The organism is Actinoplanes sp. CA-131856 (assembly GCF_050956135.1).
Taxonomy (GTDB): Bacteria; Actinomycetota; Actinomycetes; order Mycobacteriales; family Micromonosporaceae; genus Actinoplanes.
In genome coordinates, this window is the sequence record NZ_CP191849.1 from 10,458,364 (window position 1) to 10,475,911 (window position 17,548).

14 protein-coding genes are annotated in these 17,548 nt (G+C 68.6%); 9 read left to right on the forward strand and 5 right to left on the reverse strand.

Annotated elements, in window-relative coordinates:
* Positions 1-78: 78 nt before the first annotated feature.
* The 5 genes from ACQP2X_RS48220 (at position 79) to ACQP2X_RS48240 (ending at position 6,210) form a co-directional block, all read left to right on the forward strand.
* Positions 79-510: a MarR family winged helix-turn-helix transcriptional regulator gene (locus tag ACQP2X_RS48220; protein ID WP_498693000.1), complete on the forward strand. Its 432-nt coding sequence runs from the start codon at positions 79-81 to the stop codon at positions 508-510.
* The gene (locus ACQP2X_RS48225) at positions 507-2,093 is read left to right on the forward strand and encodes an MDR family MFS transporter (RefSeq protein ID WP_498693003.1); all 1,587 of its coding nucleotides are present in this window, start codon (positions 507-509) and stop codon (positions 2,091-2,093) included. Before ACQP2X_RS48220 ends, ACQP2X_RS48225 begins: the two co-directional genes overlap by 4 nt.
* A 206-nt stretch (positions 2,094-2,299) precedes the next feature.
* Positions 2,300-3,850 (forward strand): GGDEF domain-containing protein, encoded by a 1,551-nt coding sequence (locus ACQP2X_RS48230; protein WP_498693005.1) that lies wholly within the window; start codon positions 2,300-2,302, stop codon positions 3,848-3,850.
* A gap of 83 nt (positions 3,851-3,933) precedes the next feature.
* Entirely contained in the window at positions 3,934-4,698 is a 765-nt protein-coding gene (locus tag ACQP2X_RS48235; protein WP_498701304.1) for an SAM-dependent methyltransferase, read from the forward strand.
* Between the two features lie 1,275 nt (positions 4,699-5,973).
* Positions 5,974-6,210, forward strand: a complete 237-nt coding sequence (locus ACQP2X_RS48240) for a DUF397 domain-containing protein (protein ID WP_097317473.1) — start codon at positions 5,974-5,976, stop codon at positions 6,208-6,210.
* 86 nt (positions 6,211-6,296) lie between these two features.
* On the opposite strand, the gene ACQP2X_RS48245 is transcribed toward ACQP2X_RS48240, so the two are convergent.
* Complete coding sequence (locus ACQP2X_RS48245) at positions 6,297-7,193, reverse strand: Sco1979 family transcriptional regulator (RefSeq protein ID WP_498655937.1); 897 nt, start codon at positions 7,191-7,193, stop codon at positions 6,297-6,299.
* A gap of 274 nt (positions 7,194-7,467) precedes the next feature.
* Between ACQP2X_RS48245 and ACQP2X_RS48250 the strand changes: the two genes are divergently transcribed.
* A complete protein-coding gene (locus tag ACQP2X_RS48250) occupies positions 7,468-7,800 on the forward strand; it encodes a hypothetical protein (protein ID WP_245922712.1) in 333 nt (110 codons plus the stop codon).
* On the forward strand, positions 7,797-7,943 hold the full coding sequence (locus ACQP2X_RS48255) for a hypothetical protein (RefSeq protein ID WP_498693006.1): 147 nt from the start codon (positions 7,797-7,799) through the stop codon (positions 7,941-7,943). Before ACQP2X_RS48250 ends, ACQP2X_RS48255 begins: the two co-directional genes overlap by 4 nt.
* A 51-nt stretch (positions 7,944-7,994) precedes the next feature.
* Here the strand turns inward: ACQP2X_RS48255 and ACQP2X_RS48260 are convergent, their stop codons facing one another.
* Positions 7,995-10,217, reverse strand: a complete 2,223-nt coding sequence (locus ACQP2X_RS48260; protein ID WP_498693009.1) for an LLM class flavin-dependent oxidoreductase — start codon at positions 10,215-10,217, stop codon at positions 7,995-7,997.
* Between the two features lie 102 nt (positions 10,218-10,319).
* On the opposite strand from ACQP2X_RS48260, the gene ACQP2X_RS48265 reads away from it, so the two are divergent.
* Positions 10,320-10,610, forward strand: coding sequence for a DUF3040 domain-containing protein (locus tag ACQP2X_RS48265; RefSeq protein ID WP_498693011.1), 291 nt, complete (start codon positions 10,320-10,322; stop codon positions 10,608-10,610).
* Here the strand turns inward: ACQP2X_RS48265 and ACQP2X_RS48270 are convergent.
* The gene (locus ACQP2X_RS48270; protein ID WP_498693013.1) at positions 10,607-11,446 is read right to left on the reverse strand and encodes a phosphoribosylaminoimidazolesuccinocarboxamide synthase; all 840 of its coding nucleotides are present in this window, start codon (positions 11,444-11,446) and stop codon (positions 10,607-10,609) included. The genes ACQP2X_RS48265 and ACQP2X_RS48270 overlap by 4 nt on opposite strands.
* Positions 11,447-11,523: 77 nt before the next feature.
* Here ACQP2X_RS48270 and ACQP2X_RS48275 point away from each other — a divergent pair, with 77 nt between their 5' ends.
* The gene (locus ACQP2X_RS48275) at positions 11,524-14,628 is read left to right on the forward strand and encodes a DEAD/DEAH box helicase (RefSeq protein WP_498693015.1); all 3,105 of its coding nucleotides are present in this window, start codon (positions 11,524-11,526) and stop codon (positions 14,626-14,628) included.
* 45 nt (positions 14,629-14,673) lie between these two features.
* On the opposite strand, the gene ACQP2X_RS48280 is transcribed toward ACQP2X_RS48275, so the two are convergent.
* Together ACQP2X_RS48280 and ACQP2X_RS48285 are read right to left on the reverse strand one after the other, a co-directional pair.
* Positions 14,674-15,906, reverse strand: a complete 1,233-nt coding sequence (locus ACQP2X_RS48280; RefSeq protein ID WP_498701306.1) for an MFS transporter — start codon at positions 15,904-15,906, stop codon at positions 14,674-14,676.
* Between the two features lie 245 nt (positions 15,907-16,151).
* Positions 16,152-17,492: an outer membrane protein assembly factor BamB family protein gene (locus tag ACQP2X_RS48285; RefSeq protein WP_498693016.1), complete on the reverse strand. Its 1,341-nt coding sequence runs from the start codon at positions 17,490-17,492 to the stop codon at positions 16,152-16,154.
* Between the last annotated feature and the right edge of the window lie 56 nt (positions 17,493-17,548).

Consider the following 17,548-nt stretch of genomic DNA (forward strand, 5'->3'; position numbering starts at 1 on the left):
TCTCAATGAGAAAACTTGCGCACTGGGCAGGTTCGGCGGATAGTTGTATGTGGCAATCAAATCCGTGGGAGGCCGGCCGTGACCGATGACGCGCTGCTGACGCAGATGCAGGAATTGCTCAGGGCCATCCGCGTGTTCAAGAGCAGGCTGGCGCCGCACGACGCGGCCGTGCCGCCCGGCACGCTCGGCACCCTTGTGATGATCGCCACCGGCCGCGGCACTCACGTGAAGTCGCTGGCCGCCGAGTGTGCCCTCGATCCCTCGACGGTCAGCCGCTCCGTGGCGGCGCTGGTCAAGGCCGGACTCGTCGAACGAGCCGCCGACCCCGCCGACGGCCGGGCCGCGGTCCTCGCCGTCACCGAGCGGGGCCGCGAGGTTCTCGACGAGGTCATGACCCACCACCATCGGCAGCTTGCCGATGCCCTGCGCGACTGGACACCCGAGGAGCGACGCGCCCTCTCGACGATGCTTCAGCGCTTCACCGACGATCTGATGGAGGCTGCGCGATGAGCGCCCCGAGCATCACCGGCGCCCGACCGGGCGCCATGTCACACCGCCAGATCATGGAGGCCCTCTCCGGCCTCCTGCTGGTGCTTTTCGTCGCGATGGCCAGCTCGACCATCGTCTCGACCGCGCTGCCGACGATCATCGGCGCGCTCGACGGGTCACAGACCCAGTACACGTGGGTGGTCACGGCCACCCTGCTGACCGCCACCGCCTCCACCCCGATCTGGGGCAAGCTGGCCGACCTGTACAGCAAGAAGTTGCTTGTGCAGATCAGCATCGTGGTCTTCGTGCTCGGCTCGATCATCGCCGGCTTCGCGCAGACCGCTCCGCAGCTCATCGCCGCCCGCGCGTTCCAGGGCCTCGGCATGGGCGGCGTCCAGGCGCTGGTCCAGGTCGCGATCGCCGCGATGATCCCGCCGCGGGAGCGCGGCCGCTACAACGGTTACCTCGGTGGCGTCATGGCCCTGGCCACGGTCGGCGGCCCGCTGATCGGCGGCCTGATCGTCGACAGCAGCCTCGGCTGGCGCTGGTGCTTCTTCATCGGCGCTCCGATCGCCGTCATCGCCCTGGTCGTCCTCCAGAAGACCCTGAACCTCGAGGTCATCCGCCGGGCCAACGTGAAGATCGACTACCTGGGCGCGGCGCTGATCGCGGCCGGCGTCAGCGTCCTGCTCATCTGGGTCTCGTTCGTCGACGGCTCGTTCGCCTGGGTCTCGTGGCAGAGCGCCGCGATGGTCGGTGGCGCCCTGATCCTGCTGGCCGCCGCGGTCTGGACCGAGAAGCGGGTCGCCGAGCCGGTCGTCCCGCTCGACATCGTGACCAAGCGCAACACCGCACTGGCCATCCTGGCCAGCCTCGCGGTCGGCATGGCGATGTTCGGCGGCGCCGTCTTCCTCGGCCAGTACTTCCAGGTCGGCCGCGGATACAGCCCGACCGAGGCCGGTCTGCTGACCATCCCGATGATGGGCGGCATCCTGATCTCGTCGACCATCTCGGGCCGCCTCATCACCAAGTACGGCAAGATCAAGCCGTACATCCTGGCCGGAACGATCATCCTGGTCATCGGCTTCGCCGGGCTCTCGTTCCTCGACCACGACACCCCGCTCTGGTACGTCGGCGCCTCGATGTTCCTGGTCGGCGCGGGCGTCGGCATGTCGATGCAGAACCTGGTGCTGACCGTGCAGAACACGGTCTCGCTGAAGGACATCGGCGCGGCCAGCTCGACGGTCGCCTTCTTCCGCTCGCTCGGCGGCACGATCGGCGTCTCGGTCCTCGGCGCGGTCCTGGCCCGCCGGGTCACCGACACGATCACCACCGACCTGGCCAACGCCGGCGTCTCCGGTGGCAGCTCCTCCGGCGGCAGCGTGAGCACGCTCAACCTGTCGGCCCTGCCGGACGCGGTGCAGCACATCGTCCGGGCCGCGTACGGCGACGCCACCGGCCACATCTTCCTCATCTCGGCGGCGGTGGCGGTGGTCGGCGTGGTGGCCGCGGCCTTCCTCAAGCCGATCGCGCTGCGGACCACGGTCGACGTCGACACCCCGGCCACCCCGGCCCCCGAGAAGGAAGAGGCGCTCACCCGCTGATCCTCCTCGACAGAGATGCGGCACCCCGCAGGGTGCCGCATCTCTGTGTATCCGGCTCGTTACAGCGGTGGCGACAATCGTCACGTCCGCAGACGTGGAACTCGTGGCTAACGCAGAGCTAACCTTCGGAAGCGGAGCGCTGATCATCCTCATTCCCGAGCCCGCGCTGCCGATGATGGTGCCGGAGCCGGAGGGGAGGTGGCAGGTTGGACGCCGAGAGTCTCTCCGCCGCCCTGCTCGAGCTCGAGGACGAGATCAACTGGGATGCCGAGGCGATGCTCGACCGCGCCGTCCGGCTCGAGCGCCAGGCCCGCCTGCTCGGCAACGAGCTGCTCGCCACCCGGGCCCGGCTCAGCCAGGCCAACCTGCGGATGCGCGCTGGCGACGTCGCGGGCGCGGCCCAGCGCATCTGGAAGGTGCACCAGTGGGCCGTCGACCACGGCGCCCGCCAGCTCACCGCCCGCACCCACCTGGTCTGGTCGAACATCCACCGCCACCTCGGCGACCCGGCCCAGTGCCTGGAGCACGCGGTGCTCAGCGTCGAGCTGCTCGACGAGACCGCCACCGACCACATGCGCGTCTGGCACCGGGTCAAGCTGGCCGACGCGCTGGCCTTCAGCCACTCCATCGACGCCGCCCGCTACCGCTTCGAGCAGGCCGAACGCCTGGCCATCGAGTACGGACGGCAGGACCTGAGGCTCGCGGTCCTCAACAACTTCGCGTACGCCGAATACGCCGCCGGCAACCACGAGCTGGCCGAGCGGGTCGCGCAGCGCCTCCAGCGGCACGCGGCCGAGCACGGCTTCGAGCTGGACGCGTCGCTGCTCGACACGATCGGGCTCATCGAGATCGGCCGGGGGCGCTACGCCGAGGCCGAGCACACCCTCGAAGTCTGCATCGAGCGCCACCTGGCCGGCCGGGAGGACGACGCCGACGCGCTGCCCGAATATCTGCTGACGCTCACCCGGGCCCAGCGCGGCCTTCAGGCGTACGACCGGGCCCAGGCCAGCCTGGACGCCTGCCGCAGTCTGTGTGTGGAACGGGAGCTGGCCGACGTGCTGGTGCGGGTGCACCAGGAGCAGGCCGAGTTGCACGCGGCCCGGGGTGAGTTCGCCCAGGCGTACGAGGTCCACAAGCTCTTCTTCTCGGCCTTCACCAACCTGCATTCGCGGCAGCGTGAGGCGCAGGCCCGCACGAGGCAGGCCCTGTTCGAGACGGCCGAGGCGCGGCAGGAGGCCGAGAGGTTCCGCGAGCAGGCCCGCCGCGATCCGCTGACCGGGCTGCGCAACCGCCGCTACCTCGACGAACAGCTGCCCGGCCTGATCGACACCGACCCCGACCTGGTCGTCGCGATCATCGACCTCGACCACTTCAAGCGCATCAACGACCAGCTCTCGCACGACGTCGGCGACCAGGTGCTCGTCCAGGTGGCGAAGCTGCTCGAGACGGAGCTGGCGGCGGTGTCGAAGGAGGCGTTCGTGGCCCGGCTGGGCGGCGAAGAGTTCGTGATGGTGATGCCGGGCCGCGCCGTCGACCAGGCCGCCGCCGAGTTCGACGCCATCCGGCGAGCGGTGCGCCGCTACGACTGGGGCACGCTGACCCGGGGCCTGCCGGTCACGATCAGCATCGGTGTCGCCGGCCTCACCGAGACGGAGAGCGACAATCTCCTGTCCCTGGCCGACCGCAATCTGTACGCCGCGAAGCACGCCGGCCGCGACCGGGTGGTTCACCGGGGCACCCGGGCGGCAGCGGCCTGAGCTGGGACTCAACTTGATCAATTAAGACCGCTACGCTGTACCCCGTGGAGAACGAAGTCGCACCCCCGGGTGTGAACATCAACGTGCCGCACTCCGCCCGCATCTACGACTACTGGCTGGGCGGCAAGGACAACTTCGCGGTCGACCGCGCGGTCGGCGACGCCATGATCAAGGCGATCCCCGGCATGCGTTACATGGCCGGTGAAAACCGCAAGTTCGTCCACCGGGCGGCGCGCAACCTGGTCGAGAAGGAAGGCATCCGCCAGTTCCTCGACATCGGCACGGGCATTCCGACCAGGCCCAACCTCCACGAGGTGGCCCAGAAGATCGACCCGGAGGCCCGGGTGGTCTATGTGGACAACGACCCGATCGTGCTGGTGCACGCCCGGGCCCTGATGATCAGCACGGAGCAGGGCCGCAGCGAATACATCTCGGCCGACATCCGCGACCCCGACTCGATCCTCAAAGACCCGACGCTGGTCGAGACGCTGAGATTCGACGAGCCGATCGGCCTCACCCTGATCGCCATCCTGATGCTGATCGCCGACCAGGACGACCCGTGGTCCAAGGTGGCGGCCCTGCGCGACGCGATGCCGTCGGGCAGCTGCATGGCCATCACCCACCCGACGGCCGACTTCGCCCCCGAAGAGGTGGGCGAGGCGGTCGCGGCGGCCACCGGCGCGGGCATGACCTTGGTCGCCCGCACGAAAGAGGCGGTGGAGCGCCTGTTCGGCGATTGGGAGCTCTTGGAGCCCGGTTTGGTGCCGGTCTCGAGTTGGCGCCCCGACGAGCCGGTCGACAATCCTGAGGCGGCTTACTACTGGGCCGGCGTCGCCCGCAAGCCATAGAACGGCGCCGACGCTAGGCGCGACGCCCGCGATCCGTAAGGCCGGCCTCGTCGGCGTCGCCGCTCCCGTGGTGCTCGGCCGCGCCTTGCCGACGTCACCGCTCCCTTAGTGCTCGGCCGCGCCTCGCCGGGGCCGAACCGCCCGGACGTTGCGTCTCCTCGCGCGCCCTGCGGCCAGCCTCTCCTCGCGCGCTCTGCGGCCGGCCTCCCCTCACGCGCCCTGCGGCCGGGCCGGCCTCTCCTCGCTCGCCGCCTCGCGCAAAGCCCGGTCTGCGTCCGGGCCGCCCTCTCCTCGCTCGCCGTCTCGCGCAAAGCCCGGTCTGCGTCCGGGCCGCCCTCTCCTCGCTCGCCGTCTCGCGCGAAGCGCGACCTGCGGCCGGGCCGGCGCGTCTCCTGCGCGTCCTGACGCCAAACCGGCCGAGCGATCCGGCACGGGGGAACCGGACCGCCCGGCCGGAGCCTGGCGGCGCCCTCAGGGGCGCTGGAGCGGGTGTTACGGCGTCACACCCGCGAATTCAGTTGTTTACATCTCGCCAATAGTGGGTAACCACTGGCCAGCTTCCACGAGAAATCTGTCGGTCGTCTTCACCGGCGGGGGTGGTGGCCGCCGTGTCGAGCCTCGGCGAGCGGCCTCCGGCGACCGAGTGGCGCACACGGGGCGTAATCGAGCCGTGCCGTTGCCGACAGCGAGTGATCGCTCTCGTGAGGCGCCCCTTCAACGGCGTCTCGAGCGTCACCGCGACGGTGGCGGGCGCGATCACTCACGGCTGTCGGAACCATCCTCCTCAGTAGACGGCCGCGGGTCGGCCGCTGTCGCGCCGGGGCGGGACAAGGCATACCTGATCCCCCCAAAACGGTGCGTGACAGCGCTTGCCCGCGTCGACGCCGCGGTCACGTCGTCGGTCACCGTCTCATCTCGATAGAGCGGAGCCGGGTTGCCCCGGCGTGATCCCTCGACCCCTTCGGGGTCGCCCTGGTCGAAGTGCTCAGGGCCGATGTTGGGAACGGACATTGTGGTACCTCTCGCTCGGACGCCCCCGCCAAGGAGCCTCGCGCCGAGGCCGCAGACGCCGTTTCCGCGACCGATCCGTCACTCAAAGATGTCACCCTTAGTGACCCCCAAGAGTGTGCGTACGTGCGTTATCATGCTCACAATCCCGTGAGTACGCAAGGCCAAATGCACGTGCATTTGCACAACGTGTGAGGCATTGATTGCACACAGGAGAGCATCTGTCTCCGGACGATCCCCGACCGGAGCCAACCAAGGGAGCTTCACATGACGCACGCGGTTAACGGCATCCCCGCCGGGCAGTTGGAGGGTGTCACCTGGCAGAAGAGCCGGCGCAGCAACCCCAGCGGCAACTGCGTCGAGGCTGCCGTTCTCCCGAACGGTGACGTGGCCATGCGCAACTCTCGGGACCCCGAGGGCCCGGCCCTGATCTACACCCCGGCCGAGATCGAGGCGTTCCTGGGCGGAGTTCGCGACGGCGACTTCGACAACCTGCTCGCCTGAGACCTCGAACGGTCAAAAGACCAAAAACTAGAGGCGTACGAGACTGCAGCTCGTACGCCTCTAGTGTGAAACCCGAAAAAAGCCCGTCAGGCCGGTCGGCCGATCTCGTGCAGCAGCTTGCCGAGGATCTCCGGCGTGTGGTTGGGCGGCTCGGCGTCGATGCAGACCCGCTCCATGGCCATCGCGTACTGGTCGACGTCCTCGCGCTTGTCCAGATAGATCGCACTCGTGAGCTGCTCGACGTAGACGACGTCGGGCAGCTCCGGCTCGGGGAAGCGCAGGATCGCGAACGGCCCGCCCGCGGCGGCGTGGCCACCGGCGTGGAACGGGATGATCTGAAGCCGTACGTTCGGCTTCTTGGCCGCCTCGATGAGGAACTCGATCTGGGCCCGCATCACGTCGATGCCGCCGATGGGCCGGCGCAGCACGGCCTCGTCGATCACCGCCCAGAGCTGCGGCGCGTCGCCGGGCCGGTCGAGGATGGCCTGACGCTGCCGGCGCAGCTCGACCCGGCGGTCCATCTCCTCCGGGGTGACGCCCGCGTGCCCCAGCATGATCACCGCGCGGGCGTAGTCGGCCGTCTGGAGCAGACCCGGCACGAACTGGATCTCGTACGTCCGGATCAGCGTGGCCGCCGCCTCGAGGCCCAGATAGGACTGGAACCACCCCGGCATGACGTCGCTGAACTGCTGCCACCAGCCCGGGTTGTTGGCCTGCCGCGCCAGGACGAGCAGCGATTCACGCTCGTTGGCGTCCTTGACCCCGTACAAGGTCAGCAGGTCGTTGACGTCCCGTTCCTTGAAGCTGACCCGGCCGAGCTCCATGCGGCTGATCTTCGAGCCGGAGGCCCGGATCTCCCACCCGGCGTCCTCACGGGTGATCCCCTTGGCCTCGCGGAGCTTGCGCAGCTGCGTGCCGAGCAGGATGCGCAGGACTGTAGGGCCGGTTCCCGGCGCCTCCTCCTGCTGCGTACCCGCGCTCACCTGACTCCTCGTCATAGCTGTGTGTGGGCTGCCGGCCGCAGTCCCCAAGCATCCTAAGGGGGAGATCCTCCATGGCGAAACACGCCGAGCGCAACGCCCGGAGCATTCGCCCCCGCCGGATGCACGTGCATCCGGCCTTGCGAACGCACCTGTCGGCGAGGATGATAGCTGACAGACACGCACCGATTGCTGACAGAGCGTGCTGAAAGTTCGGCTTCTCGGCCGATGCGGGGGCTTGGCACCGCGTCCGGCGAGATCTGGGAGGGTCCACTCGATGTCCACGGCACCGACCGCTACCCCCACCATCGCCCCACCTCAGCGAGACCCGGCGGACGTCGCGCCCGCCGACAGCTACCACCCTTCCGACCGGGTGTGGGTCTACCGCGACGGATGGCGCGCCGGCGTGATCGAGGCGGCCTCGCCTCGCGCGGTGACCGTCACCTATCGCCCCGGCGCCCACCTGGGCACCGGCGTCGACACCTTCACCGCGCCCTACGTGACGGCCCGCTCGTCCGAAGACCCGGCGGTCGACCGCCGCCAGCCGTTCCCCGGCCGCGGCAGCCTCTACACCCAGTCCGGTCTTCCGCTGCGCCACTCGGCCGCATGACCGGCGCGGTCACGGTCGCCGCCGTCGTCGGCCTGCTGAGCCTCCTGTCGGGCGTGTGGCTGGGCTGGCGCCTCCGCCAGACCAACAACCAGTGCCCCACATGCGGCGTCTCCCACGCCGCGACCGTGTCCAGCCGCTCCTGAGCACCGGCACACCCGAGCACTCGCCCCCGCGGGCGAGTGCTCTTTCGTGTGTCATCCAACCGGGTCGATGTTGAAGTTGTCGCGGAAGACGTTGGCCGGGTCGTACCGCTTCTTCAGGGCCCGCAGCCGGGCCAGCGACTTTTCCGGCCACGCTTCGTGCACACGTTCGGGGCTCTGGTCGGTCTCGAAAGAGAGATAGAGACCCCGGAAGTGGGACGCCATAGCTGCCCACTTTTCATCCAATTTGTCCTTTGAAGAGCCGAAAGCGACGACTGAGAAGTTGGCCGATCGGTGCGAATAGGCGGTCGCGTCCTCGGCCACGTCGGCCACCGCTCCACCAACCGATCGCACCTGGAAGAAGTAGACGATCCCGGAGGCCAGCAGGTCGGCCACCGCCTCGCAGAAGTCCGGCGTCAGGTGGTCGATCAGGCCGGAGCGGGCCACCGGCTCACCCTGCCCTTCGTGGGTGGCATCAGGAACATTCATGACCCCGGCGTACGGCACCAGCTGCACCTGCTGGTCGAGCAGCGGCGCGATCTGCGCGATGGGCGTGAACCGCTCGATGATGGTCTCCGGCTTCACGGCGTCGACCACCCCGTACACCTGGGCCAGCGATTGTCCCCGGCGCGGCGGACCCATGATCAGGTTGGTGGTGACGTCGCGCGGCGCCGCCTCCATCGCCTCGCCCCACTGCCGCAGCAGCCCGGCCGGGTCCGACGCCTCGAACACGAACTGGCCGAAGCCGACATCGCCGATCTCGTCCACCTGGAACTCGAACGCCGTCACGATGCCGAAATTGGCGCCGGCACCCCGTACGGCCCAGAAAAGCTCTTGATTCTCCTCGTCGCTGACCCGGACGCGGCTCCCGTCGGCGAGCACCATCTCGGCCGCCCGGACATGGTCGATCGTCAGCCCGCGCTCGCGGGCGAGCCAGCCGATGCCGCCGGCGGTGGCCAGTCCGCCCACACCCACGCCGCCGTAGTCGCCGCTGCTCAGCGCCCACCCGTGCGGCGCCAGCACGGCCGCCACGTCCTTCCAGCGGGCGCCGGCCTCGACCCGCACCAGGCGATGCTCGGCCGACAGCACGGTGATCTCCCGCATCGACGACAGGTCGATGACGATGCCACCGTCGTTGGTGGACCGTCCGCTGATGCCGTGCCCGCCGCTGCGGACCGCCAGCGGAACGTCCTGGTCGCGGGCGAAGGCGAGCGCCTCGGCCACCTGCCCGGCGTCGCGCGGCTGGATCACGAGACCCGGTGAGCCTCCTCGCATGTAGGTGGAGCGCACCTTGGCGTACCCGAAATCGCCGGGCTCGACGGCCGACAGCGAAGGCGGCAGACCGTCGTAGTCGATGTCGTCGCGCCGCTGGGCGAGCACCGCGGCGCTGCGCACCGGCCCGGTCGTCACCCCTTCCCGGGCGCGTTCCCGCCCGACCGCCTCCCGCACCGCCGGAATCACCTCGGCCGCGAAGCGCTGCATCTCCTGCGGATCGTCGGTGCCGAGGATGAAGGTCGCGACGCCGTTCTCCAGCGCCATCGGGACGAGCTCACCGATCCACTCCTCCGGCGACTTGCCCGGCCCACCGATGTTGAGCAGCCGCCGGATCTCCCGCGGATCGCGGCCGGCAGCCGTGGCCGCCTCGTCGATGAGCTCATTGCCACGGGCCAGATCACCCGATTTGAGGTACGACAGTGACGGCAACCAGCCGTCGGCCTTGGCCCCCACGAGGCGCAGCATCCGCGGCTTGTAGGCGCCCACCCAGATCGGCACCTCGTGTTCCGGCGCCGGCCCGCGCTTGGCTCCGGCCAGCTGGTAGTACGTGCCGTCGTACCGCAGCTGTTTGGTGTCGGCTTCGTTCCACAGCTCCCGGATGACATCGATGGCCTCGCCCAGCTGCTCCACCGACTCTCCGGCGGTACGTCTCGGGAAGCCCATGGCCACCATGGCGTCCCAGAAGGCGCCGGCGCCGAGACCGAGCGCGAGCCGCCCACCGGAGAGCAGGTCGAGGCTGGCGGCGGCTCGAGCCAGGACGGGGGCGGGCCGCATCGGCACGTTGAACACGTTGCCGGCCAGATGGATCGTCTCGGTCTGTGCGGCCACCCAGGTCAGCAGCGTCCAGGTGTCGAGGAACGCCGGCTGGTACGGATGGTCCTGGAACGTGACCAGGTCGAAGCCGAGCTGCTCACTGAGCTGCGCACGAGCGACAGCGGCCCTGGGCGGATTGTTGACGGGAGTGATGAACGTCCCGAATTCGAGCGGGTGACCGTAATCCACACGTCGATCGTAGGTGTGCCACGTGACGGAGCGTACGTTTTTGGGCACAGGGTGGCGGGTATCTATGCCGGCGTCCGGCATCCCCCTCGGAGGTGGTCAGCCGTGCTCGATCCCACTGACAAGGCCGCCTTCGACGGCTTGGTGACCCAGCTGCGCGAGAAGGACCCACGCTTCTGCCGGCGCGTGGACCGGATGAGCCGGCCCAGGCGCCGGCTGCGCACGGCGATGGCGGTTCTGCTGTGGACGATCGCACCGCTGTGCATCGTCTTCGGCGGCTGGACGGGCGTGCTGATGGCCACGCTGGCCGTCGGCTACGGCACGTACCTGTACAACAAGCGCAACGGCACCGCACCGTCACCGATGTGGTGGACGGCGACGCGGAAGCACGCTTAGCGCCACTTCTCCCCGGTGAGCCGCTCATAGACCTCGACGTACCGGTTACGGGTCGCTTCGACCACCTCGTCCGGAATCACCGGCCCCGGCGCGGTGCGGTCCCAGTCGGTGTTGTGGGTGGCCCAGTCGCGAAGGAACTGCTTGTCGAGGTAGCGCTGCGTCCCACCCGGCTTCCACTCGTCGGCCGACCAGAACCGAGCGGCATCAGGGGTGAGCAGCTCGTCGGCCAACTTCAGCGACCCGTCCTTGGTCACCCCAAGCTCAATCTTGGTGTCGGCGATGATGATCCCCTTGGCGGCGGCGATCTCCGACCCCCGCCGATAGACCTCGAGGGTGATCCGCTTGAGCTCGGCGGCCCGCTCGGCCCCCAGCTTCGCCTCGACCTCCTCGTAGGTCATGGGCTCGTCGTGCCCCTGCCCCGGCGGCACCTTGCTGCTGGGCGTGAAGATCGGCTCAGGAAGCTGAGACCCCTCGATCAGCCCCGGCGGAAGCGCCACACCGGAGACGGCGCCGTCCCGCTGATAGTCCTTGAGCCCCGACCCGGCCAGATAGCCCCGAGCGATGCACTCGACCATGACCATGTCGAGCCGCTCACACCGCACAGCACGGCCGGCCCACTCCGCGGGCACGTCAGTGCTGGAGATGATGTGGTTGGGCACGACATCACTCAGCTGCTCGAACCACCACAGCGACAGCTGGGTGAGGATCTTCCCTTTGTCCGGGATAGCCGTAGGCAGCACAACGTCATAGATCGAGATCCGGTCCGACGCGACGAGAAGAAGGTCCTCCCCGTCGGCATAGATCTCCCGGATCTTCCCCGAGTGCAACAGCTCCACGTGCTCCCCTTAGCCAAGTCGGTGTGCCCTGCTCACGCTATCCGACCCGGCGAGGCGCCTCGGAGCGGTACGTGATCGTGCAGACTGTCGCGGTGCCAGACGAGCTCTCCGCGGGACTGTACGAGACGGTAGTTACCGATTCACTTCTCACCGCACTTCGGGACCTTGACCCTCAACTCGTCAAAACGAAGGGTCTTCGACCGGCCGATGCCTCCGATCGCATTGCGCAATTGATAGCCCGCCAGGTCCTCCGCGCCCTCGACTCGGTGGGTCAGGACGAACGCGTGGCCGTTGGTATCGAAGTGGCACAACTGCTCACTGATGCGCTCAATGGACGGCTACCGAAGGCGGGCGTCACGGCCGATCGGGCAGCAGCGCCGGGCCAGGTGCTCACGGCCATCGCGGAATGGCTGCCGGATCGCTCGGAGCACGTACCGGCGTCACCGCTCATCCCGCTTCTCGACACCACCCTGCTGACCAATTCGCGGGGTGAGCCGACGGTCGGCAGTCAGGTACAGCGCGAGATCGAGTCGGCCGATGCCATCGACGTCGTGATGGCGTTCGTCCGCAAGAGTGGCATCCGACGGCTGTTGCCGGCGCTGCGTCGACACACCGAGCGCGGTCGCCGGCTGCGAGTCCTCACCACCACGTACACCGGGTCGACCGAGGCCGCCGCACTGGATGAGCTCGCCAACCTCGGCGCCGACATTCGAGTTTCGTATGACACGTCCTTCACACGCTTGCACGCCAAGGCATGGCTGTTTCACCGCAATAGCAGCTTCAGCACCGCCTACGTCGGCTCCTCCAACCTGACCCATTCGGCGCAGAACGCCGGCATGGAGTGGAACGTTCGCGTCTCGGCGGCCCGCAACCTCGACGTAATCGACAAGATCAGGGCGGTCTTCGACAGCTACTGGGCAAGTGCAGACTTCATCCCGTACACCAAGGAGCAGTTCCAGGAGTCGCTCGACCGGATGCGGCAATCCGACAGGAGTGACACCTTCACCCTCAGCCCGGTCGAGATCCGCCTTGAGCCATTTCAGGAACGCCTTCTGGAGCTCATCGAGCTCTCACGAAGCAACGACCATCACCGCAACCTCCTTGTCTCGGCCACCGGCACCGGCAAGACCGTGATGGCCGCGATCGACTACGCGCGACTCCGTCAGCGTCTGCCCAGGGCGCGACTTCTGTTCGTCGCTCACCGCCAAGAGATCTTGAGCAAGAGCCGCGCCACCTTCCGGCATGCCTTGCGCAACCACGCCTTCGGCGAGTTGTGGGTCGGCAATGACCGACCGAGTGCGTTCGACCACGTCTTCGCCTCGATCCAGAACCTCACCGAGAAGCGGCTGGAGGTGCTGGCCGAGGACCACTTCGACGTCGTCATCGTGGACGAGTTCCACCACGCCGCCGCGCCCTCGTACGAGGCCCTCCTCAAGAAGCTCAAGCCCCGCGAATTGCTCGGCTTGACCGCCACTCCGGAGCGGGCCGACGGTCTGCCGATCCTGCATTGGTTCGGCGACCGGATCGCGGCCGAACTGCGCCTGTGGGATGCCATCGAACAGCACCGGCTCGCGCCCTTCGTCTATTACGGCATCCATGACGGCGTCGACCTGACGGACGTTCCGTGGCGGCGGGGGCACGGCTACGACACCGAGGCGCTCGCCGAGAAGTACATCGCCAACGGCTCGTGGGCTCGTCTGGTCTTCCAGCAGCTCACCGACCACGTTGATGACGTCACCTCGATCCGCTGCCTGGGTTTCTGCGTCAGCGTCGCGCACGCCCGGCACATGGCCGCGCAGTTCGAGGAGATCGGCCTTCGGGCCGTTGCCATTTCGGGAAACACACCGACGGCCGAACGGGTACAGGCGCTCACCGACTTGGAAGCCGGCAAGATCCAGGTCGTTTTCTCGGTGGACCTGTTCAACGAAGGTGTGGACATCCCCGCCGTGGACACGCTGCTGATGCTGCGACCCACCGACAGCGCCACCCTCTTTCTGCAACAGCTTGGCCGTGGGCTTCGCCTTTCTCAGGGAAAGACCTTCTGCACGGTGCTCGACTTCGTCGGGCAGCATCGACGCGAGTTCCGGTTCGACCGGCGCTACCGGGCTCTGCTCGGCGGCACTCGCCTCGACCTGGAGAACGCCATCGAGGAGGGCTTCCCGTTCCTTCCACCCGGCTGCCACATGGAACTCGACAAGGTTGCGCAGGAAATTGTGCTGCGGAACGTCCGCGAGGCGGTTCCCTCGAAGTGGCCGGCGAAGGTACACGAACTTCGGGCCTTGCACCAGGCTCGTGGCGCGGTTTCGCTGGGCGATTACCTGCGCGAGACGGGTCTCGAGCTGTCCGACGTCTATGCCAGTAACCACACGTGGTCCGAGATGCTGGAGAACGCCGGTCTTCCGGTCCAGCCGGCCGGGCCGCATGAGCAGTCACTCCGTCGAGCAGTCGGCCGCATGCTGCATGTCGACGACCGCAAGCGCCTGGACGGCTACGTCCGCCTCCTAGCGGATCGACCCGACGTCAGCACGATGAGCACGACCGAACGTCGCCTACTCCGCATGCTCGTCGCGAACCTCGGCAATCAGGTGTTGAGCAAGCAGCAGTCGATGCAGGAGGCGGTCGACCTGGTTTGGGCGCATCCGCAGGTGTTGGTCGAGGCACGCGAATTGATGGCCACGCTGCACGATGCGCCGAGTCACCTGGCTTACGACGCCTTGCCGGAAGTCCCGCTCCAGGTGCACAGCCGTTACACCCGGATCGAGATGTTGGCAGCGGTTCGGGACGATGTGACCGCCAAGACTCCGGAGTGGCGCGAGGGGGTCTATGACGCCTCGACGGTCGGGGCGGATTTGCTGGCCTTCACGCTCGACAAGACCAGCGGGGACTTCTCGCCCACGACCCGCTACCGCGACTACGCGATCAGCCCGGAGCTGATCCACTGGGAGAGCCAATCGCTGACGTCGGCGAACAGCCCGACCGGCCGTCGCTACCAGGAGCATGCGTCGATGGATCGGCACATTCTGCTCTTCGCTCGCGAGAACACCGATGAGCGCGCATTTTGGTTCCTGGGCCCAGCCACCTACGTCAGTCATGAAGGCGAGCGTCCGATGGCGGTCACCTGGAAGCTGCACATTCCGCTGTCGGGTGACCTCTTCGCAGCATTCGCCGCCGCTGTCGCCTAAAGCAAACGCCGCCCGGTCAGTAACCCTGACCGGGCGGCGTTTGCTTTAGGCGGGCTGCTCCGCCGGGCGGCGGAAGATGGTCGGGGACAGGGTCAGGGCGTAGCCCTTGACGCGGGCCAGGGCCAGCGCGCCGGCCACCGCCGCGATCGTGGTCACCGCGCCGGCCAGCAGCAGCGCCTCACGCGGGCCGATGACGTCGCACAGCCAACCCACGGCCGGGGCGCCGACCATTCCCGACAGCGACGACACCAAGCCCATGGTGGCCAGGACCCTGCCTCGCATCTCCTCCCGGGTGTCGAGCTGGATGCGGGTCGAGACGACCGTGTCGAAGATGACGGCGCCGGCCGCGATCGGGAGGATCAGTGCCGCGAAGCCCAGGACGTTCGGGGCCAGGCCCGAGCAGAACTGCAGCACGCTGATGAAGAAGCCGGTGGCCAGCAGGACCCGCAGGGTGGAGCGGCCGCTGCCGGCCAGCAGCAGGCCGCCGGCGACGGCGCCTACGGCGAAGACCGTGGACAGGAGGCCGTAGGAACCCGACGAACCGGACAGCGGGCCGGCGACCATCGCGGCCATCGACACCTGGTAGTTGCGGCCCAGGGAGCCCAGCACGAACGACAGGGCCAGGACGATCAGCACGGCCGGCTGGGACAGGACGTAGCGGAAGCCGGCCACGATGCCGCGCGACGATGCCGGGGCGCTGTTCAGATGGCGCATTTCTCCGGTACGCATGAGCGCCAGCGCGCCGACCACCGCGAGATACGACACCGCGTTGATGGCGAACAGCGCCGACGGGCCGGTGATGCCGACCAGGACGCCGCCCAGCGCCATGCCGCCGATGCGGCCGGCCGAGCTCAGGACCGAGCCCAGCGCCAGGGCCGAGCCGAGCTGGTCGGACGGGACCAGGGCCGAGCCGAAGCGGCCCAGCATCGGGCCCTCGAAGGAGCTGATCACGCCGGACAGCAGGGCGACGGCGTAGATGATCCAGTTCTGGGAGGAGGAGGCGAAGAGCAGGGCCACGGCCAGCAGCGCTCGCACCATCTGAAACGCGATGAGGAACGGGCGGGCCGGCAGGCGGTCGGCCAGGGCGCCGCCCCAGCTGCCCAGCAGCAGCACGGGCAGGGCCTGGAGCATGACGACCAGGCCCATCGTGGCGGCCGAGCCGGTCGCGGTCAGGATGAGCCAGTTCAGCCCGAGCACCTGCATCCACGTGCCGCCCACCGAGACCAGGTCGGCGGCGGCCCAGAGACGGTAGTTGCGGACTCGCAGCAGCGCGAACATCGGAGCCAAAACGGCGGCACCCCCACAGGAAAGCGACGCCGTCCCTCGGCGCCGCCTGCCTGTTCGGGAAGCGACCCCGAACCGCTTCGGCCTAATCGAGCCGCACTACCAACACGCAACCAGCGGAGTTGTAAACCCCAGGGCTTCAGATGTACGCGGCCACAGCCACCAGCACATTTGCTAGAACCCGCCGCAGCGACCAGGTAGCTGCAACGAAAGCTCCTCACCGGCCTGCGGCCGGTTCGTCACTCGGGCCGCAAACCGGACAGACGGTTCCCGGCCACCGAGAAGATCCACCCGTTCTTCACTATCTGAAAGCCCTCGATCGTGGCCACCGTCCGGCCGGTCGCCGCGTTCAACACCGGACCGCCCGTGTAGAGCAGCCCGCCGGCCCGCATCGGCTGCCCGGCGATCGCCGGCAGCTGCCGCCACCACAGGCGCCGGCCGTTGCGAAGGTCGAGGGCCTCAACCGTGCGCTCGGCCGACCGGTACACGCGGCGGCCGTCGGTCGCGATCAACGAGCCTTGCTTGCCCTCGGCCGTCCAGAGTTGCGCGCCGTCGGAGGCGCGGACGGCCGTCAGCGCCGTACCGTCCGAAACGAGGAACCTGTCGGCGGACGGGGTGGCGCTCTCGGCGTACCAAATGCGCTCTTTGCTCCAAGAAGCAATACCTGAGGTGATCGTCACGGCCGTGGTGGTCTTGCCCTTGACCAGCAACAACCGCCCGTTCGCGGAGACGCCGGAGGCCTCGCACAGGGGCTTGCGCCACAGCTCGCGGCCATCCGTCGCGCGATAGGCGACAGTCACCTGCTCGTCCGAGGGCGAGCCGCCGGAGATCACGACCACACCCTTGTCGACGACGAACGAGGCCACCGGCACCGGCGACGCGATCCGCCACCGGACGCGCCCGGTCGCCAGGTCGAGGCCGACGACCCGGCCGTCGGGGTCGCTCATCGAGTTGCAGTCGCTGTTCGCGGCAACGAGTACGCCATCTGAAACGGCCATCGAGGGCGTGGTCGAATCGTCCGGGTCTTCCCAGTCGAATCGCCAGGCGAGGCGCCCGGTCATCGCCCGATAGGACGAGATGCCCCGCTCGTCCGTGGCGATGACCGAGCCATCCCCGCCACCCAAACGGGACGCCGACGGACCGCCGCGGCCGGCGCTGGCGGGGAATGCCAACGAACCGCCGCCCGCGCTAGTGAGGGCCGCCGACGGACCGCCGCCCGCACTAGTGAGGGCCGCTGACGGACCACCGCCCGCACTGCTGAGGGCCGCCGTCGGACCACCGCCCGCACGGGCGAGTGACGCTGACGGACCGCCGTCCGCGCGGGCGGGGAATGCCGACGGGCCTCCGGTACCGGAGCTGACGTGGAACTCCGACGGGCCGCTGCCGCTGCTGAACAGGGGTGCCGACGGGCCGCCGCACGCGCCCGGCTTCTCGCGCAGCGCTACTGACCACCGCGGGGTGAGGCCGCCGATGGTGCCGGCGCTGACGACGGATTCGCCCGGGTTGTAGTAGCTGTCCTCGGCGTCGTAGCCGGCGTGGTCCCAGCCGCCGGGGCCGGGCGCCGCGAGCGAGACCGCCACCAGCAAAGATGAACAAAGTGGACTTAACACCCACATAACGTACGTTTGATTCGGTC